The sequence below is a fragment of the Aestuariirhabdus haliotis genome (genome assembly GCF_023509475.1).
In the GTDB taxonomy this organism is placed as follows: Bacteria; Pseudomonadota; Gammaproteobacteria; order Pseudomonadales; family Aestuariirhabdaceae; genus Aestuariirhabdus; species Aestuariirhabdus haliotis.
This window is the reverse complement of the sequence record NZ_JAKSDZ010000031.1, coordinates 1-21612: the sequence shown is the minus strand read 5'-3', so window position 1 is coordinate 21612 and position 21612 is coordinate 1. Positions and strand designations below refer to the sequence as shown.

Genomic DNA, 21612 nt, shown 5'->3' with positions numbered 1-21612 from the left:
TCTGGGTAGGGGCACTCGATCACCAGTTTTTCGGCAAGCGAGGATCTTTTCGGCGGGCGTGGCGGTAGCGGTCGTCCCGGCGCTTGCGCTCGATCTCCTGGTCACGCTGGGCCAGTTGCTTGCGATTCAGTCGTTCATCAAGGGTGCAGCGAAAGTGTTGGTAATACTCAAAGAGGCCGGTACGTTCGATTAGGGGACGCAGGCCAAAGGCCAGAAAAAGCAGAAAGGCCACGTAGTAGGTCAGCGAAACAGGGGCGATAAAACCAACCAGTGCGGTGCCCCATAGCAACGCTTTGAAGACTCCCAGAGAGACCGGGCCGTATTCAAATTTGTGCGGGCGTTTGTAGATGGGTGCTGTCATTCTCTGCCTGTTCCGGGTTCTCACTTGGTTTTTCAAATACTGAGAGTTAGATGCAACTGGCGAGGGACAGTTCCCCGCCGCGTTCACGCCGCAGCCGGGTGGCTCTCGATAGTCGCCCTCGAAGACTAGCCCTATAGTTGCTTGTTGTCAGTGCTGGGCATTTATCCATGTCTATTGAGTAGACAGGTCGCTTGAAAGCCAGAGTCCCGTTGTCTTCATTGGAGGGGCCTTCATAGATAACTTACACGCGAGTACACTGTCCCCTGATTTAATTGCTAGGGATGGTGGGGTATGCACTCGATACTAAACGCTCGCTCGTTATTGCGGGCCAGTTTACTCTGTGGCTTGTTGCCGTTTGCGGGTACGGCATCGTCGGATATTGGCAGTACGCCGGTGGTTGGCGCAGCCTACAACACCAGCAAAATTCTTAAGGAACAGATCTTCGGCGGCGTAGAGGCAACGGTGAGTACCGGGCGGGATGTTGCCCTCTTTACCATTGCGGGTATGAGTCTGGATGCCTATATCCTGACATTGCCGCTGGAGGCGGATGTCAAAGCCCGGGTAATCTCCCGGCTGTCCAACCCGGTGTATTCCATTCAGCTTGGGCATTTTCTCTACCTGTTTTACGACCAGTACGGTGGCCTCGACGGTGAAGACCGCTTCCGTCAGTATCTGTTGCAAACCTATACCACTGAGCAGCTACAGCAATGGGAACATTCGCTGTTTAGCCTTGCCGATCCGGTTGCTGATGATGCGGAAGCGGCCGACGGTGCCGAGCAGTCGATGCTCAATTCTCAGTTTATCGCCGCTCTGGTTACCGTCTACGATGTGCTGTTTAATAATGACGAATGGTTGTTGGGGCGCAAACTGCCCGAGCAATACAGTTACCTCTCCCGCTCGCCAGAAGACCTGGCACTGATTGCAAAAATCCAGACGATTGTCCTGGATGTGATGTCTCGATACGCCGAGGGGCTGGACGCTGACGAGATGAAAACGGCATTGGAAGGCATTGTGCAAGAGGGGCAGAATCCAGGCAGCCCGGAAGTGAATAGCAAGGCTCAGGCGATCACCATCACCCTGATCGATTTTGTCCGGCTCAATGTGCTCAAGGCGTATCGTCAATTTGCCCGTAAAGAAGCACGCACCGAAGCCTTCGGTCAATGGATGCAAAATACTTTTGATGATAACCCGCAGTCGTTGATTCACTTTCTGGAACAACAGAGCAGCAAGCGTTTTGCGGTGCAGATAACCGTTGACGGTTTGCAGCAAGGTTTAATGGCGGCGCTGGCAGATGAGCAAAAGTCACCTTTGTTGAGCGCGGTCTATGATCGGGCTCGCAATAAGGAAGCCTATCGTCCCGACAACGAAACGGTTGCTTCGCCGGAGCATGTTCCTAAACATGATTTCTTGCTCAAGCTGATTGAAGACAAACAAAGCGCGATGGATGACCCGGCTTACTTGCCGTTCTTTAAAACCCTGTATCAGCAGTCGAGTAAAGGCATTGCCCGCTTCGGAGTCTCCTCCACGCCGACCATCAGTGTGCGTAATCTGCCGATCATCAAAACCGGCGCTACGGTGGCCGGCAACGGCGGCACGGGGATTCCCAATTTCCATTTTGTCGATCGAGATAAGGACCGGGCCTATTACTTCTTTGGCAACGATGCCTTGCAGCTGGATAGACTGGCGGCCAGTCGGGGTATGCAAACCATGTTCGACCGGCTCGATTACCTGAAAACCCTGAACTGCAATGCCCAGTATGACTGGAATGCCCTGACCGCTTACGACGGTTTGGTCAATCTTGGCTTGGGAGAAGCCGTGCGGGACTTTGGTGAAAGCCGCTGTATGCGCGAAATTCAGCGCCGCGCCGAAGTGGAACCCCGGGTGCAACAAGCCCGCCAGCAACTGATCGAGGACATTCAAGCGTTTCAGGAGATCAGTGCCTGGTCGCCGCTAACCCGCTGGACCAAAAAGAAAACCATTGAGGATGCTATTCAACAGTTGGCGGCCCTGGATACTCAGGGAATGCCCGATTATGTGCTGGTGTATAACCCCTGGCCCGATCATTTTGCCCATTTTAAAGGGGCCTTCAGCGATGAGATTATTGCGCCTACCGGTGAGCTTAACCGCCTCGATTACTGGATCAGCGAACTCACCCAGGCCTACAAGAACGCGGGTATTTATGACAATACCCTGTGGGGCATGGCGGGGGATCACGGACTGGCACCGGTGTATTTCGCATTAAACCCTGAAAAGCAGGCGTTGGATTATCTGGAAAAAGACTACGACGTGGATCTGGATATTCGCAAGATCTCCTCGGATGAAGGCGAAGGCTTCAAGATTACCAATGCGCTGAATCCTCCCAGTTTTAAGGGCGCGGATGTGGTGGTGGCCTCCACGGCGGGGGGCAACTTTATGATGGACTTTTTCAACTCTGGCAGGGGCTGGAAGGTGCAGCCCCTGTATTCGGAGATGATCGATTATGACCTGCCGAGCAATAAGCAGGGAGTGGTTCAGTCTGTCGATATGGTTGAGGAGCTGTCGAGCCGGCTTAAGGAGAGTCTCGATTATCTGGTACTGCGCGAATCGGATTGCAGCATTGAGCGTTGTACTTTGCGCCTGGTAGGACATCGTGATGGTCAGCGTGTTGATGAGATCATTCAACGCGAGGGTGACCGTGTGCTGTACGCACAGAGCACCCAAGATCCGATGTTTATTCGCCCGCTTAATTCCTGGCAGGTTGCGCAGGCGGGTACCTTGCTGGAGTTGCAGCAGGCCAATCCCTTTGCGGCACCGCTAACGGCGCAGGAGAGCTTCGAGAAAGAGGATCTGCTGCAGCGTTGTTTGCAGCAACCAGTATTGGACCAACCCGATAGTTGGTGTAGCGAGGCCCAGTGGCGACAGTTGACGCGCCTGACGCCAAGGCCCGATTCGGTGAATCAGCTGGCTCACCTGTACGATGAATCAAGGGCCGGCACCATCAACCTGTTTCCGGGTGAAGGCATCGGCTTTAATACCATTGTGCCAGGGCGACATGCCGGCGAGCATTATTTGGAAAAGGACGCCTTTGTCGGTTTTTGGGGTAAGCCGAGTCAGGCTGTTGAGCAGATGGAATCGGTCGACAATGGTTCCCTGGCCCCCACTTTGTATGAGTTCCTAACGGGAGAACGGGTCGTGGTGGGCGAGGCCGGCTGGGGCTATCCCTCATTGCTGCCGCAGCTGTTACTCGACGAAACGCGTCAGCAATAGCGGGGATAAGTCAGCCAGAGTTTTAACCCGACAGAAATCGTTTTGCTGACCATAAAGCACCTTCCGGAACCTGGGTTCAGAAAGGTGCTTTATGACCAGGTCTGCTAGTTGGCGTACCAGATGGTTTTGGTTTCGACGTACTGCTCGAACGCTTCGGCGCCATTGTCCCTGCCGCCAAAACCGGACTGCTTATAGCCCCCGAAAGGAGTGCTGATGTCGCCTTCGGAGAAGCAATTCACCGATACGGTGCCCGCCCGAATGGCGCGGGAGACCCGATGCGCGCGGCGCACGTCGGCGGTATAGAGAGAAGCGGCTAAACCATAGTCGGTATCGTTGGCCAAGGCGATGGCTTCCTCTTCGCTATCGAAACAGGTCACCGCCAGAACGGGACCAAATACCTCTTCTTGGAAGAGCGTCATTTGTGGTGTTACGTCATCGAAGATGGTGGGCTCAATGCACATGCCTGCCCCGTCTTCTAATAATCTACCGCCCCATACCAACCTGGCGCCCTCGGCTTTGGCATTCTCCAGGTGCGAACAGACCTTGTCGAAATGAACCTGTTCGACCATAGGCCCTATGGATACATCGGGATCCTGAGGGTTACCCACCTTCCAGCTTGCCAGGCGCGCTTTGAGTACACTCAGAAGTTCATCTTTGATCGTCCGGTGAACAATCAAACGCGAACCACAACTGCAGTTCTCCCCCATATTCCAAAACGCGGCGGAGAGTATGTCGTCGGCGATCTCTTCCAGTGCATAGGCGTCCTGGAAAATCACTTGCGGGCTTTTGCCGCCACATTCCAACACAATACCCTTGAGGTTGCTTTGTGCCGCATAACCAAGAAACAGCCGGCCCACCTCTGTTGACCCGGTAAAGGACGCCATATCAATGTCCTGATGCAAGCCCAGGGGGTGTCCAACTTCTTCACCGAAACCGGTCACCAGGGATAGGGCGCCAGCCGGAATACCCGCCTCATAGGCTAACTGCACCAGCCGATAGGCGCTCAATGAAGTCTGTTCTGCCGGTTTCACGATGACCGAGTTACCAGCCACCAGGGCAGGTGCTACTTTCCAGACAAACATCAGTGCCGGGAAATTCCAGGGCAAGATTGCGGCGACGACACCGACCGGTTCCTTGACGATCATCGCCAGGGTATCGCAACCGGTAGGGGCCACTTTGCCAAACAATTTGTCGATCGCTTCGGCGTACCAGGACAGGGTTTGAATCGATTCCGGAATGTCCGTCGCCAGGCATTCACTAATGGGTTTTCCTCCATCGACACAATCCAGCGCGGCCAGCTCCTCGCTGTGCTGTTCGACCAGGGCGGCCCAGCGTTGCATAATGATTTTGCGTTCGCTTGGCGATAGTCTGGACCAGTCGCCCGACTCAAAACAGCTTCGGGCGACCTCTACGGCTGCGTTTACGTGCCGTGTATCGCAACGTTGCACTTGACCGATAACGCTGTTGTCAAAGGGGTTTAATGTGTCGAAAAAGGCCTCTTCCTGAGGCATCGTATCCGTATCAATCAACGCACGGGCTACCAGTTTCCCGTCACGAGCTGAGTCAAAAATATGTTCTTTGGTACAAGACATGGTGGCCTCCATTTATTGAATTGCCTGGTTTAATTTGCCAAGAAAGATGGCTTTGTCTTTATCACAAATCGGTAAAAGTGGCGCCCGTACGGTGCCCACGGGAATGCCGATCTGTGCGCAACCCAGTTTGGCTTTCTGGTTATAGTCGGCCGATTCCTGATCTTTGATGACTGGCAAGATACGCTGCATGATCGTGCGCAGTGTTGAAAAGTCGCCTTGCTTGGCGGCGTCGATTAATTGCACGTGGGATTCGGCCAGATAGTTTGCAGCGCCTCCGATCCAGGAGCGTACACCCCAGAACAGATAATCGGCCGCCTGGTCGTCGGAGCCGCAGACCACTTCGAAATTGCTCAGGCCAGCGTTGATTAAACTCAGGGCTCGACTGAAATCACCGCTGCTTTCCTTGATGCCTATGATATTTTTATCATGGCTTAGCTCGATCACCGCCTCGACACTTATCTCTACCCCTGAACGCGCGGGGAAGTTATACATGATGATGGGCATGTCGGCTTCCCGGCTGACGGTTTTGAAATGGCAGATGATTTCGTTTTCCTGGGGCAGGCAATAGATGGGTGGCGCCAGCATCAATCCTTGATAACCCATCGCTTTGGCCTGTTTGGCTTTTTGGATCGATCCGGCGGTATAGGTATCGTTGACGCCGGCAATCAACAGGGCGCGGTCACCGACATGGTCGGCGATAAATGACATAACCCCGTGCCGCTCTTCGTCGTTGAAGGTGTAGTACTCTCCGGTCGTGCCGCAGGCCACAATACCGCGAACGCCGGCTTCGATAAGGTGATCCAATAGTTTGCCGAGCGCGGAATAATCGACATTATTCTGCTCGTCGAACGGGGTGACTACAGGGACTAACACGCCTTCAATATTCATTACAAAATCCTCTTTTCAGACAAAGTGTGGTTGCCCTTCTTGTGAAAGGGGTATCGTTACCTTTTTTTGATGGGGTGGGCCGCCTCATTGAGACGCCCCGGTTGAGATAAATCGGTCAGAGTTATTCGCGTATTCCACGCATTCGTGCATTCCTTCTGCGTAGCAGTTCCAGTGTCACCAGCAGCAATATCGACAGAACAATAAGCAAAGTGGCAACCGCGAGAATGGTCGGGCTGATCTGTTCGCGTATGCCGGACCACATTTGCCGCGGCACCGTACGTTGTTCAACTCCGCTGATAAAGAGGACAACCACCACCTCATCGAAGGAAGTGCCAAATGAAAACAGTCCCCCGGAAATAACACCCGGTCGAATCAGAGGCATGGTAATTTTGAAAAAGGTACGACTCGGGCTGGCCCCCAGATTGGCAGCGGCTCGGGTCAGGCTATGATCGAATCCAACCAGAGTTGATGTCACTGTGATGACGACAAAGGGCACACCCAATACGGTATGAGCCAAAATAACGCCGGTGTATGTCTGTCCCATACCCAGTTTGGTGTAGAAAAAATACATGCCGGCCGCTGCGATAATGACCGGAACGATCATCGGGGATATCAGCAATGCCATGACCAGATTACGCAACGGCATATCGTTGCGCGCTAAACCCAGTGCAGCCAGGGTGCCAAGACTGGTTGCGAGAAAGGTTGAGGCGATAGCGATGATCAAACTGTTTTTCAGTGCGTTGATCCATTGGCTGTTGTTCACCATGTCCTGGTACCAACGCAGGGAAAAAGCACTGCTGTCGAGGTTTAGCATGCCTTCACTGAAAGAGAAGTAGGGCTCGGCATTAAATGACAGCGGGATAATAATCAGGATCGGCATCACCAGGAAAAAAAGCACTCCGTAACAAAATAATCGATACGAGAGATGGGCTATTCGTTCCAGCGGTGTGCAATAGGTTGGTAGAGACATCTGAGTTACCCCATTTTCAAACTGTTGATACCGACGAGGCGGTTATAGACGTAGTAGAGCAGGAGTACGGCGGCGAGCAGAATGCCACCGATGGCGGCTGCCAGCCCCCAGTTGAGCGAAGTCTGCATATGGTAAGCAATAAAATTGGACACCATTTGCCCGCTTCGACCGCCCACCAGAGCGGGGGTAATATAAAAGCCGATGGACAGAATAAAGGTGAGTATTGCTCCGGCCCCGACCCCGGGTAAGGTCTGCGGCATATAGATTTTGATGAAGGCATACACCGGGTTGGCGCCCAGTGATCGAGCCGCACGCATATAGGTGGGAGAAATACCTTTCATCACGCTGTACAGGGGCAAGATCATAAAGGGGAGCAGAATGTGGGTCATGGCTATCAAGGTGCCAAACAGATTGTGAATCATCTGGATGCGCTCATCGATCACGCCCAATGCCATCAGCACGTCATTAATCACCCCCTCGGTTTGCAGCAATACAATCCAGGAGGTGGTACGCACCAGCAGAGAAGTCCAGAAGGGTAACAACACCATGATCATCAACAGGTTGGATTGCTTGTCGGGCAGGGTGGCCAACATGTAAGCCAGAGGATAACCCAGTAGCAAGCAGAGCAGGGTGATGGCCAGCGATATGCCCAGGGTTTTGATGAATAGTGATTTATAGATCTGGCGCTGCTCTGGTTGGGCGGTAATGTCACCTTGTTCGTCATATCGCATATCCACAGCGGCCAGATAATGGCTCAGCGTATAGCGGGAATCCAGGTTTGCGATGGCACTCCAGTAGCCGATCTGTTGCCAGCGCTGGTCGATGGCGATAAGTGATTCTTTGGCATTGTCGATCACTGACAGGCGAGAGAGTTTTCGCGCACTCTTTGTCATCAGGCTGCGCATCCCTGACTGTTCGGTGTTCAGGCGGCCAGCCACCTTGGGCAAGATACGCTGCTTCTGAAGCGACAGGAGTTCGGTAACCAGGGCGCGATATGCTGCCTCCTCGGGCAATGCCTGGCGATCCCAGTTTTGCAAGGCGGTGATGGTTTTGGGCAAATTGTCTGCCACCAGAGGGTCGTATACGCTGCGGTGTAGCATTTCGGTGATGGGACCGATAAAACTGATACCGACAAACACCAGTAGGGGAACGACCAGCAAGAAGGCTTTGATTCTGTTCCAGCGTTCTGCCCGGCGTAGTTTTTCCTTGAGTCCCGGATTCTTTTTTCGGCTCAACACTTTTTGCATCGTAAAAAAAGTCGACGGTGCGACACTCTCTTGTGGTTTCATCTGCTTATCCTCTGGTGAACGACTACAACGAGGAGATCGCATCGAGTGCGCGGCAGTCTTTGCTGTTCCAGCCGACCTTTATGGCATCGCCCTTGGCGATTTTTAACGGCTCGCTGGCGTTGGGTAGTTTGACGATAAACTGGTCGTCGTCCATCAATTGAATGCGTGTTCTCAGGTGGTCACCGTGATAAATCAACTCCAGCACCTGGGCTTCGAAACGGTTGTCGCACTGATCGGGATTCGGGTTGATCTTGATGCGTTCGGGGCGAATGGAAAGGGTGGTGGGCTTGCCGGTCGTTAACACATTTACGGGTTGGGCCTTGACCCTGTGGTTGCCAACCGTAACGTCACAATGGTTATCCTGTATTGTCGCGACGGTACCGGAAATCTTGTTATTTTCCCCGATAAACTGCGCAACAAAGGAGTTGGCAGGTGCCTCATAGAGCTCGGTTGGCGAGGCCAGTTGTTGCACTACGCCTTCGTTAAAAACCGCAACCCGGTCCGACATGGTCAGCGCTTCGGTTTGATCGTGGGTGACATAGAGCACGGTGATGCCCAGGCGTTCGTGAAGGTGTTTAATCTCATACTGCATCTGTTCGCGCAGTTGTTTGTCCAGGGCTCCCAGGGGTTCGTCCATCAGAATCAGCTTGGGTTCAAAAACCAACGCACGAGCCAGTGCGACTCGCTGCTGTTGACCTCCGGATAATTGACCTGGACGACGGCCTGCAACCTGGGGTAGCTCGATCATATCCAGTGAACGTTTTACCCGCGCTTCGATTTCATGTTTGGGCAGTTTTCTTACGGTCAGAGGGAAGGAAAGGTTTTCGGCAATGGTCAGGTGAGGGAACAGGGCATAGTTTTGAAAGACCATGCCGATGTCCCGCTTGTGAGGTGCGAGATTATTGACGGGAACACCGTCGACAAAAATCTCGCCCTGGGTGGCGGTTTCAAAGCCTGCCAGCATCATCAGGCAGGTGGTTTTGCCAGAGCCGGAAGGGCCCAGCATGGTCACAAACTCTCCCTGAGCAATATCCAGATTAAAATCCTTAACCACCAAAACTTCGCCATCATAGGTTTTTTGAACATTCTGGAAGCTGACGTAACTGCAGTTTTCGCTACCCACGGGGAAACACCTCTTTTTTATCGTTATTTGAGTGGGTCACTTGAGACGGATGTGGGGACCATTCATTCTCAAGTGACCGGGCCAACCGGATTGGCATAGATTCCCGCTAAGGAATCGGCAGGAGGGCAGGGCTTACTTGGCCAGCCAGGTATTGAACTCTTCGTTCAGTTCATCGGCATAATCGATCCACCATTCATCATCAAACATAAAAGCTGTCTGGAAGTTGTTGGGTGCGGTGGGCAGCCTTTTCAACAAGTCTGCATCGAGCAGTTTGGATGAAGATTTACGGGTTGGGCCATAAGCAATCCAGCGAGCTTGCTCGGCGAGCGCCGTCGTACTGGACGAAAATACGGCAAAATCCTGCGCTTTTTTCAGGTTTTTACTGCCCTTCGGAATCGCCCAACCGTTCATATAACCGATCTGGTGATCCCAGATGATGCGGAAAGGTTTACCCTCTTTGTGCTGAGCATTATCGATACGACCATTGAAAGCAGACGCCATGACTACTTCGCCATCAGCGAGCATTTGCGGAGGTTGAGCACCGGTTGTCCACCAGACGACATCCTGCTTGATGGAATCCAATTTCCTGAACGCCCGATCTCGACCTTCACGGGTTTCTAATGTTGAGTAAATATCCTGGGCGGCGACACCGTCGGCCAGGAGTGCCCATTCAAGATTACCTTGGGGTTGCTTTTGCAGGGAACGACGGCCCGGATAATTCGTCAGGTCAAACAGGTCGGTGAGTTTCGAGGGCGCGGTTTTACCCTTGTACCGGGTTTCGTCGAAGGCAATGATGTTGGAAACCACGATAGATGCGATCGCGCATTCGTGCAGGGCACCGGGCACGAAATCCGCTTTTGCGGGAGTACCGTCTTCGCCGTCGAGTAGCAGGGCAGGATCAAAGGGCTCTAGCAAGCCTTCGGCGCATCCGCGGACGATATCGGGTTTATCCAGAGAGACCAGATCCCAGGTGATATTGCCCGATTCTACCTGGGCTTTTATTTCCGCCAGCCCGCCGCTGAAATCTTCCGACACAATTTCGACACCCGTCTTGTTGGTAAAGGGTTTGTGATAGGCCTCCATCTGGCTTTTGGTGAATGATCCACCCCATGACACAACGGTCAGGCTGTCCTTTGCCAGTGCGTTTGTGCACAGCAAAATACCAACAGATGCAATTGAGAGTTTTCTTATTGTGTTTTTCATCTTGCACTTTTCTCCAAACATTAAGGGAGTTTGATGCTGGTCACTCGCTAAGAACTGGCGGTTTCCAGCGCTGGTTTAATGCGAACGATAATTACTCTAGTCGCTATGTATATTTTATACAATATACAAATATAAATTTTTTTATCTCAAAACCGATCCAGCCGAAACGGACTCGGGTCGAGTTCGGGATGTTCATGATTGGCCAGTTTGAGCACGAGTTCCGCGGTGATGGCCGCCTGGGTGAGGCCCAGATGCTGGTGTCCAAAGGCCAGTAATAGCTGTCCCCTGGGACCGATACGGTCGATCACGGGCAGGGAATCGGGCAGCGATGGCCGAAACCCCATCCATTTTTCCCCCGTCGTGCTTTGCTCGTTGGGCAGTAACGCTTGTGCATGGTGGGCCAGCATATCGGCACGCCGCATATTGGGGGGCAAGTCGAGACCACCAAACTCAACCGTTCCGGCCAGCCGCAATCCCTCTTCCATCGGGGTCATGATAAAGCGCCGTTCGGCGGATGTGACCGGAACCCGCAGGGCGTTACCAGATTGTGGCAGCATCAAGTGATAACCACGTTCGGTGTCGAGAGGTATGGATTTACCCGTTAGTTGCTTGAGCAGAGGGCGCGACCAGGCGCCGGTCGCCAGGACCAAGGAGGAAAACTGCCGGGGACCGGAGTCCAGGCCACACTCTACGCCGTCATCAACAATGCGAAGCCGGGATGCCGCCTGTTGCAGGTATCGACCACCACGGGCGGTGAAGGCGTTGGCGATGGTTTTTGTCAAGCGGTATGGGTTGGTGGTGTGTCCGGTATTCGGGAATAACAGGGCGTGGCGAATAGTGCCTGACAACGCCGGCTCCATCTCCCGGGCTTCGTTACCTGAGAGCGGTATCGAATCCACACCGCAGCTGCGTAACGTCTCCTGTGTGGCCCGGTAATTATCGAAGCTTTGCTGTTTTTCAAACACCAGCAGAGAGCCTTCGAGCCTGAACAGCTCTTGGGCACCGATCCGTTTTATCAGTCGTTGCCAGGCGGGTAACGAGGCTTCATTGAGTCTGCAAAGCGCCTGGGTACCCGCGCTAAAAGGCTGTTGGCGTGTGTTGAGCATAAACCGCACCAGCCAGGGCGCTATGCGATGGAAGTAGGGGGCGCGTATCGCAACCGGTCCCAGTGGGTCCAGCAACATACCGGGAATTTTCCACAGCAATCCAGGAGTTGCGAGAGGCAGTACTTGCTCGGTAGCAAAGTGTCCCGCATTGCCTTTAGAGCAACCTTCGCTAATGCCGCCTGGGTCGATCAGGGTGACCTGATAGCCAGATTGTTGCAGGGCGAGGGCACAGCTGCAGCCCACTATGCCTGCACCCAGAACAGCGATCTCTCTGTTTTGAGGCTTCATTGAAATCATTCTTTTTATTTGTAAATTTGTATTGTATAAAATATACAACTATCTTTTTTGGCGCAATGGCAAGGCCGAAAATCTTACTTAAAGCAGCAATTGAAAGGTGCTCAGGTTATGAGAGAAGGAACATTTTTTTGCATCGATGCCCATACCTGTGGCAATCCCGTTCGTCTGGTTGCCGGTGGTTATCCAGAGCTGGAAGGGGAATCTATGAGTCAGAAACGCCAGTTTTTCCTGGAGCACTTTGACTGGATACGCCAGGCCCTGATGTTTGAACCGCGTGGGCACTCGATGATGTCCGGGTCTATCGTGTATCCGCCCTGTACCGACAATGCAGATGCCTCGATCCTGTTTATCGAAACCAGTGGCTGCCTGCCAATGTGTGGTCATGGCACCATAGGCACGGTCACGGCCGCGATAGAAAATGCGATTATTCGACCAGGAACACCGGGACGACTGGTGCTGGATGTGCCTGCGGGTCAGATCAAGGTGGAATACCAGCAACGAGGTGACAAAGTAGAAAGTGTGCGGATTTTTAATGTGCCGGCTTATCTGGCTCATTCGGAAGTGGTGGTCACTGTGCCTGAATTGGGTGAGCTGGTGGTTGATGTTGCTTATGGTGGGAATTACTACGCGATTGTTGATCCGCAAAAAAACTTCTCCGGGCTGGAGCATTTCACGGTGGATCAGATTCTGGCGTTGAGCCCGGTTGTACGCAGGTTGGTAGGTGAGGCTGTAGAGTGCGTTCATCCCGAAGACGCAACGGTCAATGGGGTGTCCCATGTGTTGTGGGCCGGGGCACCGAGCCAGCCGGATGTGCACGCAAAAAATGCGGTGTTCTATGGCGATCGGGCGCTCGATCGTTCGCCCTGCGGCACGGGGACCAGTGCCCGTATGGCCCAGTGGTTTGCCAAGGGCAAGCTCGGTGTTGGCGATACTTTTGTGCATGAAAGCATCATTGGCAGTCGCTTTGAAGGTCGAGTGGAAGCCACTGCAGAGGTGGCAGGGCTGCCGGCGATTATGCCGAGTGTGCAGGGGTGGGCTCGTATTTATGGCCACAATACCATTTGGGTTGATAGTGACGATCCTTATGCGCATGGTTTCGAAGTGAAGTGAGAAAGTGCCTGTTGGAGGTCGTTGCTCGCTTGGGCTGTCGGCAATGGTACAATCCGCATGTTCTACAGATTGGGTGGCAACAGACTTCATGAATAAGAAAGCAGGAACCGTATATAAGACACGCACCCAGATGGTGGTCGATGTCTTGCGTGACAAAATTCTGTCCGGTGAGATTGTTGCCGGGGAACCCCTGCGTCAGGATGCCCTCGCAAAAGAGTTTAACGTCAGTCGAATTCCCGTACGGGAAGCCTTGTTGCAGCTGGAAGCCCAGGGACTGGTGTTTTTTGAGCCCCATAAGGGGGCAACGGCGACTGAGCTGTCAGCGACTGAAATACACGAACTGTTCGACCTTCGTGCGTTAATCGAATGCCGTGTACTTGAGGCCGCGATTGATAATATGACCGATGACGATCTACGGGTCGCTAATAAGGTGTTGCGGGCGTTTGAAGAGGCGGTCGAGAGTGGTGTCAATATCGAAACCTGGAGCGAGTTGAACTATGAGCTGCATGCGGCCCTCTATCAACCGGCCAATATGCCCCAGGCAATGGAAATAATTCGCAGCCTGAATACCAAGTCGGATCGCTATATTCGCCTTCAGCTTCTACTGACCACAGGGATTGCCAAGGCTGAACGAGAGCACAGTGAGCTGTTTTCTTTGTGCGAAAGTCGGGACAGGGCAGCCGCTTCTGCGCTCTTGAAAAAGCACATACTGGAAGCCGGTCAGGCTATCTACGAACTTCTGGAGCAACAAAAAAGCAAAGGGGACACTGAGTAACCGCGATCGAACTTCGCGCTAACGATCTCCTTACTCGTGATCCACGATAGGCACAAATTTCAGTGAAATGGAATTCACGCAGTGGCGGACATTGTTCCTGGTGAGTTGCTCGCCCTCGAACACATGACCCAGGTGGCCGCCGCAGCTGGCACACAAGATCTCTACCCGGTAGCCATCGGCGTCGGTTTCGCGGCGTACGGCACCGGGTATTTCGTCATCGAAACTGGGCCAGCCGCAACTTGAGGCAAACTTGTGCTGCGAGTGATACAGGGGCGCATCACATTGCCTGCAGACATAGGTGCCTGCCTCGGAATGCTCATTGTACTCACCGGTGAAGGGACGTTCTGTGCCTTTGCCAAGGATCACATGCTGCTCTTGTGGCGTTAGGGGATTCAAGGTTTTGCTCATAATGATGCTCCTGTATCGGTTTTCCTCCGTCTCTGACATCCACGGTGATAAACCGCCACGGCACGAGATCAGCGTCAAAGCCTGATTAATTCATTTTGACGATGGGCCGTCCTGGCTGGTTCCATTCCACGTGGAATTTCTTGCCCCTTGCCTGATCGGTGCGCTCAAACATATGGGCGCCAAAGAAGTCTCGTTGACCCTGCAGCAGATTGGCTGGCAACACGGCGGTGCGGTAGGCGTCGTAATAACTTAGAGCAGAACTTAGAGCGGCGACGGGGATGCCCGACTCGGTCGCTTTGGCCACCGCCTTGCGCCAGTTTTGCTGGTAGATAGAAACCTGCTTGGAAAAGAAGGGGTCCAGCAGCAGATTTGTCAGCGCATCATTGCGCTGGTAGGCGTCATTGATCGACTGCAGAAAGATAGCGCGAATGATGCAGCCGGCCCGCCATATTCGGGCGATTTCAGAAAAGTTCAGGGACCAGCCGTGTTCGTCGGCGGCGGTTTTCATCAGGTGGAAGCCCTGGGCATAAACACAGATCTTGGCGCAGTAAAGAGCGTCGTGAAGCGCCTGGACGGTGTCGGCTTTTTGTTCAGGGGTCAGCCTGGGTTTGTCGGGGCCAGCAAGAATGGTCGAGGCTTTGACCCGCTCGGTTTTCAAAGACGATATAGCGCGAGCATAGACCGCTTCGGCAATGCTGGGCGCCGGACTGCCCAGCTGTAAGCTGCTGACCGCGGTCCACAGCCCAGTGCCCTTTTGGCCCGCCTTATCCAGGATAATATCGACCAGAGGCTGGCCGCTGTCCGGGTCGCTAGTCGCCAGCACCTGGGCGCTGATATCGATCAGGTAGCTGTTCAGTACCCCCTGGTTCCATTGCTGAAACACCTGGGCAATATCGTGGGGGCTCATATCGAGCAGGTCACGCATCACCTGATAGGTTTCGCAAATCATCTGCATATCGGCGTATTCGATGCCGTTGTGCACCATCTTGACGTAATGGCCCGAACCGCCGGGGCCGATATAGGCCGCACAGGGTTCGCCTTTCGTCACGGGTTTACCCGGCTCAAAAGATTCAATCGGCTTGCCGGTTTCCGGATCTACCTTGGCGGCGATGGCTTCCCACACCGGCTTGATTCGGGTCCAGGCATAGGGGTCGCCGCTGGGCATCAACGAAGGACCAAAGCGGGCGCCCACTTCACCACCGGAGACTGCGGTACTGAAAAAGATACATTGGCCTTCGTAGGCTTTTTCCCGGGCAACGGTATCGGTCCATAAACTGTTGCCGGTATCGACGACGATGTCGTCCGCCTGGATGCCGGCATCGATCAGTTTATGGCACACATCGTCCACCGGTTTGCCGGCAGGTACCGACAGAATAATCAGATGGGGGGCCGACAAGCGGGAGAGTAGCTCGGTATAGGAGCTGCAGGCGGTAATACGGGGAGGCTGATCACCTCGTTCGAGGCTGTCCTGGGCCAACAGGGCTTCGAGCTTGTCGTTATCCAGATCAAAAGCGGCCACCTTGTAGCCATTGTCCGCCAGGTTCAGCATCAGATTCTTGCCCATGACGCCGGCTCCAATAAAACCGATATCGCAGGTTGGGGTGGCATTTGGCATGGGGGTCCTCGACGGCGGTGATCAATGGTGCGGGAATGAGTGAACAGCAGTACTCAACGCAGGGAATCTTAGCAAACTTATGCCTCAGGCGTCGTCTCGTATTATCTGAGGATGCTTGGCAGGGTTTAAACACCGGCGTCGTTACAGGGATCGGGTGCTGGTCTTTGTTCGCTGTCGTATTCCTTTGCGGTAATGGACTCAAAGGTGAAGGTGCCTGCCTGGGGATAGCGATCCGGGCGGGTGGGGTTGCGACAGAAAATCAGGATTTCCGGCTGTCGTCCCCGATTCAGCTGATCGGCGGACACGGCTGTTTTATCCACCCGAATCAGGCCGCAGCCTTGTCCTTCTTGTAGTCGCTTGGCTGGCTCCACAGGCGTTAGCCGGCCCCGTGAGTCGAGCCTGGTGACCAACAGATCGTTTGCTTTGCTGGGTAAAATGAGTCGGCCGGATGCTGCATCCAGCGAAAATATTTTTGGTGTGCCCTGGCAAACTCGTAATGTCACACTGGTATCCACTTGCTCATACTTTTTTAGATACCACAGGCGTCCCTCATCTTTGTTCCAGTAAAGCACGGCATTGCGCTGCTGGTTATCGCTGGTGGTGATGGTTCCGAAGGCGCGGTATTGGTAGTTACTGACACAACCGGTAAGAAATACCAACAGGAACAGTAAGGAAAGGTTTCGACCTGTTTTCATGGTTACCCCCATATCATATCAACCAGTTTGTCGCCGATGGCGGGATTGTTCCAATAGGATACGTGGGCAAATAGCCATTGTTCTCCCGATGTCACCACGTGCCCTTGTAATAGCCAGTTGGAGGCGAGCACTGAAGGGCCATAACGTTGCTCAACCGGACCCTTGCTGGAATCGATCTCCGTGGGGGTACCGAACAGGCTGCCACTGACGATAGGATCGAGCCGATTGTAATAGTTGTGCCAGGGCAGCAAGCTGAACTCGGCATTTTCTATGCTGTTTATTTTTCGTTTATCGAATATGTTGATGCCTGAAATAGTTAGCCCCAGTCCGAGCGGACTGCCCATGGTGAGTAATCCCTGAACTGGCCAGGTAGTGCGATCGTCGCCTTTATAATAACGTGAGTTTCTGATGATCTCGTTGATAACATCGAGGGCGTAAATGGTTCCCAGGCTATGGGCAACCACCACGACCTGATTTTTTGAACGATAAGAATCGAGAATGATTTCCCGCAGGCCTTTTCGGATCTTGTGTGCGGTACTGGTATTTTTCGCCGCGGTGACAACATCGCCGGCGACATCAATAAATTTATTCAACATGGTGCCGGTTAATGGGCTACCACGTGTGATGGTTTTGGCGATGAGTTGATAAAATTCCTGAGCCTGGTCGTTAATGTTTTCGTACAGATAGCCCTTAACCAGAAATTCTTTTTCCAAATGGCTGTCGACAAGGGAGCGATTGATGAGCGAGCGAATCTGCTGATCACTGTGAATATTTTCATCTTCACCGGTCTGTACGCCATGGACGACAATAACATGGGCGGGCCGTTTAAAGTCTATGGACATGCGGGCCTCCTTGAGGATGGTGATGACTTTACGGGTTAGCTGGAAGTAAAAAGGCTTCTTGGTTCAGGCTATTCCCGGTAAAGAGTCATTAATATAATTGTACTTGGCAGTTATGGCAGGAATGATGACATCTGCCAATGCAGGTAATAGAGCGGGCCAAAAAATGGCTTTTCTCGGTGTTGAAGCGCTCAACATGAAAGGAGAACTTCGTCTTGATAAAAACCATTATTAGAGTCCGAAGAACTCTGTTTTATTTGTTCAAATAAGCCTTAAATAATAGCCGTTCCTTTTCAACTTGCCGATACATTTTAGGCATAACCCGATGATCTTATATCTCTCGGATAAAAAAATCTGTGTCTGCTGTTCGGGGTAAACGGGTAAAAGCCAGCGTTTCTTTCAGCAGGCCTTTTTATGTAGGCTGTTAGCGATGAGCTATTGAGCCCCTTCGGGCTTCGCCAAAATTTGACTTGTTGGTGATTGCTTCGCAATCGCTCGAACAGACGGCCTTCGCCGGGTCTATAAGAGAGCTGAGCCCGATGCCTGGTGGTTGAATTTCAGGCAATAAAAAAGGCCTACCTTTCGGTAAGCCTTTTTTATATTTGATGGGTAGCGGGGGCCAGATGCGGACTGACGACCTTCGCCGGGTGTATAAGAGAGCTGAGCCCGATGCCTGGTGGTTGAATTTCAGGCAATAAAAAAGGCCTACCTTCGTTAAGCCTTTTTTATGTTTGATGGGTAGCGGGGGCCAGACTTGAACTGACGACCTTCGCCGGGTGTATAAGAGAGTTGAGCCCGATGCCTGGTGTTTGAATTTCAGGCAATAAAAAAGGCCTACCTTTCGGTAAGCCTTTTTTATATTTGATTGGTAGCGGGGGCCAGATGCGAACTGACGACCTTCGCCGGGTCTATAAGAGAGCTGAGCCCGATGCTTTGTGTTTAATTTCAGGCAATAAAAAAGGCCTACCTTTCGGTAAGCCTTTTTTATATTTGATTGGTAGCGGGGGCCAGATTCGAACTGACGACCTTCGGGTTATGAGCCCGACGAGCTACCAGGCTGCTCCACCCCGCATCAACGTGCTGCGCATTGTATGGATCAGGTGGGGGGCTGTCAACGCATTGACCGAATTAACGGGAAAAAAGTTTGGCTTCATTGCGTTGGTCGAGCATGGGCAGCTGTTCCAGTAGCTGAGAGAAGTCCAGTGGTTTGCTGTAGAAGTAACCCTGGGCGTAGCTGCAGAGCTGCTGGCGAAGAAAATCCTGCTGCTCGGCGGTTTCCACCCCCTCGGCGACAACCCGTAGGTTGAGGCGATGTGCCATGGCGATAATTGCAGCAGTGATGGCCATGTCACTGCTGTTGTTGGGGATATCCTTAACGAAGGCTCGGTCGACCTTGATCAGGTCAATGGGGAACTGACGCAGGTAGGCGAGTGAGGAGTAACCGGTACCGAAGTCGTCAATAGACAGGGTAACCCCGATGCGCTTGAGCTGGTGCATCTGCTCGATCGCCTGGTCCACTTTGTCCATCAACATGCTTTCGGTGATTTCGAATTCCAGTTGGTGCGGGTTAATACCGGATTCGCAGATCGCCATTTCGATGGTTTCGATCAGACTGGGCTCACGGAATTGGCGTGCTGAGAGGTTGACGGCAAGGGTTAGATGGCCGTAACCCCGATCGGTTAGCTGGACGATGTAGTCGCAGCAACGACGGATAATCCAGTAACCGATGTCGATAATCTGCCCCGTATCTTCGGCAATAGGGATAAAGTGATCCGGGGGAATCATACCGCGCTCAGGATGTTTCCAGCGTAGCAGGGCTTCCATGCCGCAGACCGTGCCATCGGCCAGATCTACTTTGGGCTGTAGATTCAAAAAGAGTTCATTGTTATGCATGGCACTGCGCAGTTCGTTTTCCAGAAACAATCGCAACTGCGCTTCGTCGTTCATCGCTTCAGTAAAGAATTGCAATGTGTTTTTGCCCTGGGACTTGGCTTTATACATGGCCAGGTCTGCATGGCGCATAATGCTGCTGATGTCGGTGCCATCATCGGGTGCCAGAGTGATGCCCAGGCTGGCAGAAACCATAATCTGATGGTCGTCGATATAGAACGGCTTGCTGAGAATGGTCAACAGGTTTTGAGCTACGGTACCCGCGTGGCTCGGTTTGTCGATATCCATTAGCAGGATGGTGAATTCGTCGCCACCGATACGGGCAACCCCATCGCTGGTTCGAACGCAGGCTTTTATGCGCGCGGCAACCTGTATCAGTAACTGGTCGCCGGTGCGGTGGCCAAGGCTATCATTGATGCGCTTGAAATTGTCCAGGTCGAGAAAGAGCAGGGCAATGTGAGACTGGGTTCGCTCGCAGTTATGCAACGCCTGTTGTAACTTTTCCTGAAATAATTGGCGATTTTCAAGGCCGGTCAAGGGATCGCTGAAAGCCAGCTTTTCGATATGTTCCTGGGCGCTTTTTTGCCCCGTGGTATCGAGATATACCCCCATAAATTGACAGATCTGGCCGTGCTCATCGAGTACCGGTGTGATCGTCATATGGGCCCAGTAGAGACTCCCTTGTTTGCTGCGGGCACGAACTTCACCTTGCCACTCCTTCAGTTCAACAATCAGGGTATCCTTCAGTTGATCGACCAGACTGCTTTGTACCAACTGCAGGCGGCTCAACAGGCGTTCACCGATCAGCTCCTCGGGTTGAAAACCGGTGATGTTGGAAAAGGCATGATTGACATAGGTGAATTCACCCAGCGGATTAAGCATCATCACGCCGCTGTTGCTTTGTTCAACGGCATTGCGGAAGGCTCGCAATTCATCCAGCAGCCCCTGCTTTTCCTGATTCATGATCTGCAACTCAAGAAAGTCGGCAATTGAAGCCAGGAAGAAACGCTCGTCGCTGTGCCAGGAACGTACACTGTTATTATTTACGGCGATCATGGCGCCACAGATGCTCTGGCTGGAACCCGTCAGGGGCGCAAACATCAGTCGGTTGTCCATCTCAGGGGAAGCCAGCGACAAAAGCTCGGAGGCAACCTCGGGATGATCACCCGGGTGGAGCAGTAATATGCGCTGTTGGCGCAGAAATTCCATCAACTCGGGATGAGTTTTTGGACTGATAGCGGGTGGTGTGACAAAGCTGTCGTGGTCCAGTTCATAGAGCAGGCTGCCCATTGCTGATTGCTCGTCGAAAATCCACACACCCAAACGATCGGCACGCAATATACGACAGCATTGACTGCAAATTTCTTGTAATAATTGCGGGAAGTCATAGCGTTTGCTGGCCGCCATATCGACCAGTTGACTCAGGGTTTGTTGCTGGCTCTGGATGCGCTGCAACTCAATGGAGCGGGCTTCTTTCAGTTCGATCTGGTTCAGCAGGGACTGTTTCAATTCCTGGTTGGCAAGTTGCAGTTTGGAAGAGCTGAGCTGCAGTTCAAGTTGCAGCTTTTCTTGCTGTTCGTGCAGTTGCCTGGACATTTGGGTTCGTTCGCTGATGTCTTGCCAGAAGCCTTCAATCAGGGTCGGGTTGTCTGGGCAGCGCTGGCCTCGTTCCTCGAGGTGGCGAATGCTCCCCTCTTTGTGGCGAATATCGTATTCAATGCGATACTCGCTTTGGCTTTTGAGTTGGGTTTCTATTTGCTGTTGCAGCCGTTGTTGCTGCTGCAGGGGGATAACGGACAGTAACTGGGTGCTGTCGTTGGCTCCTCGCGGTTCGTAGCCACAGAGTTCAAACAGGCCATTGTTGAGCCATTCGGGCTGCCAGGGAGGGGTAAGATTGCGGCGAAAGTAGACCCCGGGAAGCAGGTCTAGCCCACTGCCGCTAAGGGTATAGCGCACACGATCGCGATTGACTGTCATTCCTTTAGCTTCCCTGTGCGGGTATCGACACAGCTTCCCTGTGGTGGAACTACATAAGCTATAACAGTTTAGTTGCAGAACAGCTTAATTGCTTTCTGCGCTTTGGTGCCTTGAAATCGATGAAAGAAATAAATAAGGCACCTCTGATTAATTCGGATAGATCTCTGCGGATCCTAAAATGGTTTTTATCAAGGCGAAGCTCGCCGTTCATGTCGAGACCTGAACAAG

The 21612-nt window shown here is 52.9% G+C and carries 16 protein-coding genes and 1 tRNA gene; 3 read left to right on the top strand and 14 right to left on the bottom strand.

Annotated features, from left to right (window positions below; genetic code table 11):
- Window positions 1-19 precede the first annotated feature (19 nt).
- Entirely contained in the window at window positions 20-361 is a 342-nt protein-coding gene (locus tag MIB40_RS14680; protein WP_249695784.1) for a hypothetical protein, read from the bottom strand.
- 291 nt (window positions 362-652) lie between these two features.
- Here MIB40_RS14680 and MIB40_RS14675 point away from each other — a divergent pair, with 291 nt between their 5' ends.
- A complete protein-coding gene (locus tag MIB40_RS14675) occupies window positions 653-3607 on the top strand; it encodes an alkaline phosphatase family protein (protein ID WP_249695781.1) in 2955 nt (984 codons plus the stop codon).
- Window positions 3608-3711: 104 nt separating this feature from the next.
- Here the strand turns inward: MIB40_RS14675 and MIB40_RS14670 are convergent, their stop codons facing one another.
- From MIB40_RS14670 to MIB40_RS14640, 7 genes are all read right to left on the bottom strand, one after another.
- A complete protein-coding gene (locus MIB40_RS14670; RefSeq protein ID WP_249695780.1) occupies window positions 3712-5199 on the bottom strand; it encodes an aldehyde dehydrogenase in 1488 nt (495 codons plus the stop codon).
- A gap of 12 nt (window positions 5200-5211) precedes the next feature.
- Window positions 5212-6087, bottom strand: a complete 876-nt coding sequence (gene dapA / locus MIB40_RS14665; protein ID WP_249695777.1) for a 4-hydroxy-tetrahydrodipicolinate synthase — start codon at window positions 6085-6087, stop codon at window positions 5212-5214.
- A 121-nt stretch (window positions 6088-6208) separates the two neighbouring features.
- A complete protein-coding gene (locus MIB40_RS14660) occupies window positions 6209-7057 on the bottom strand; it encodes an ABC transporter permease (protein ID WP_249695772.1) in 849 nt (282 codons plus the stop codon).
- A 5-nt stretch (window positions 7058-7062) separates the two neighbouring features.
- A complete protein-coding gene (locus tag MIB40_RS14655; protein ID WP_249695761.1) occupies window positions 7063-8346 on the bottom strand; it encodes an ABC transporter permease in 1284 nt (427 codons plus the stop codon).
- Window positions 8347-8368: 22 nt separating this feature from the next.
- Complete coding sequence (locus MIB40_RS14650) at window positions 8369-9469, bottom strand: ABC transporter ATP-binding protein (RefSeq protein WP_249695748.1); 1101 nt, start codon at window positions 9467-9469, stop codon at window positions 8369-8371.
- Window positions 9470-9601: 132 nt separating this feature from the next.
- On the bottom strand, window positions 9602-10672 hold the full coding sequence (locus MIB40_RS14645) for an ABC transporter substrate-binding protein (protein ID WP_249695737.1): 1071 nt from the start codon (window positions 10670-10672) through the stop codon (window positions 9602-9604).
- Between the two features lie 146 nt (window positions 10673-10818).
- A complete protein-coding gene (locus MIB40_RS14640) occupies window positions 10819-12066 on the bottom strand; it encodes an NAD(P)/FAD-dependent oxidoreductase (RefSeq protein ID WP_249695726.1) in 1248 nt (415 codons plus the stop codon).
- Window positions 12067-12183: 117 nt separating this feature from the next.
- On the opposite strand from MIB40_RS14640, the gene MIB40_RS14635 reads away from it, so the two are divergent.
- A complete protein-coding gene (locus tag MIB40_RS14635) occupies window positions 12184-13185 on the top strand; it encodes a 4-hydroxyproline epimerase (RefSeq protein ID WP_249695719.1) in 1002 nt (333 codons plus the stop codon).
- An 88-nt stretch (window positions 13186-13273) separates the two neighbouring features.
- Window positions 13274-13960 (top strand): GntR family transcriptional regulator, encoded by a 687-nt coding sequence (locus MIB40_RS14630; RefSeq protein WP_249695708.1) that lies wholly within the window; start codon window positions 13274-13276, stop codon window positions 13958-13960.
- Between the two features lie 30 nt (window positions 13961-13990).
- On the opposite strand, the gene MIB40_RS14625 is transcribed toward MIB40_RS14630, so the two are convergent.
- From MIB40_RS14625 to MIB40_RS14600, 6 genes are all read right to left on the bottom strand, one after another.
- On the bottom strand, window positions 13991-14368 hold the full coding sequence (locus MIB40_RS14625) for a methionine-R-sulfoxide reductase (RefSeq protein WP_249695700.1): 378 nt from the start codon (window positions 14366-14368) through the stop codon (window positions 13991-13993).
- A gap of 85 nt (window positions 14369-14453) precedes the next feature.
- Window positions 14454-15983, bottom strand: a complete 1530-nt coding sequence (gene gndA / locus MIB40_RS14620; protein WP_249695698.1) for an NADP-dependent phosphogluconate dehydrogenase — start codon at window positions 15981-15983, stop codon at window positions 14454-14456.
- Between the two features lie 125 nt (window positions 15984-16108).
- Window positions 16109-16678, bottom strand: a complete 570-nt coding sequence (locus tag MIB40_RS14615; RefSeq protein ID WP_249695692.1) for a hypothetical protein — start codon at window positions 16676-16678, stop codon at window positions 16109-16111.
- Between the two features lie 2 nt (window positions 16679-16680).
- Window positions 16681-17520 carry a hypothetical protein gene (locus MIB40_RS14610; RefSeq protein ID WP_249695683.1) on the bottom strand — a complete coding sequence of 280 codons (840 nt, stop codon included), beginning with the start codon at window positions 17518-17520 and terminating at the stop codon, window positions 16681-16683.
- A gap of 992 nt (window positions 17521-18512) precedes the next feature.
- Window positions 18513-18589 (bottom strand) — tRNA-Met (locus tag MIB40_RS14605).
- A gap of 56 nt (window positions 18590-18645) precedes the next feature.
- Window positions 18646-21384, bottom strand: a complete 2739-nt coding sequence (locus tag MIB40_RS14600) for a sensor domain-containing protein (protein WP_249695676.1) — start codon at window positions 21382-21384, stop codon at window positions 18646-18648.
- Window positions 21385-21612 lie beyond the last annotated feature (228 nt).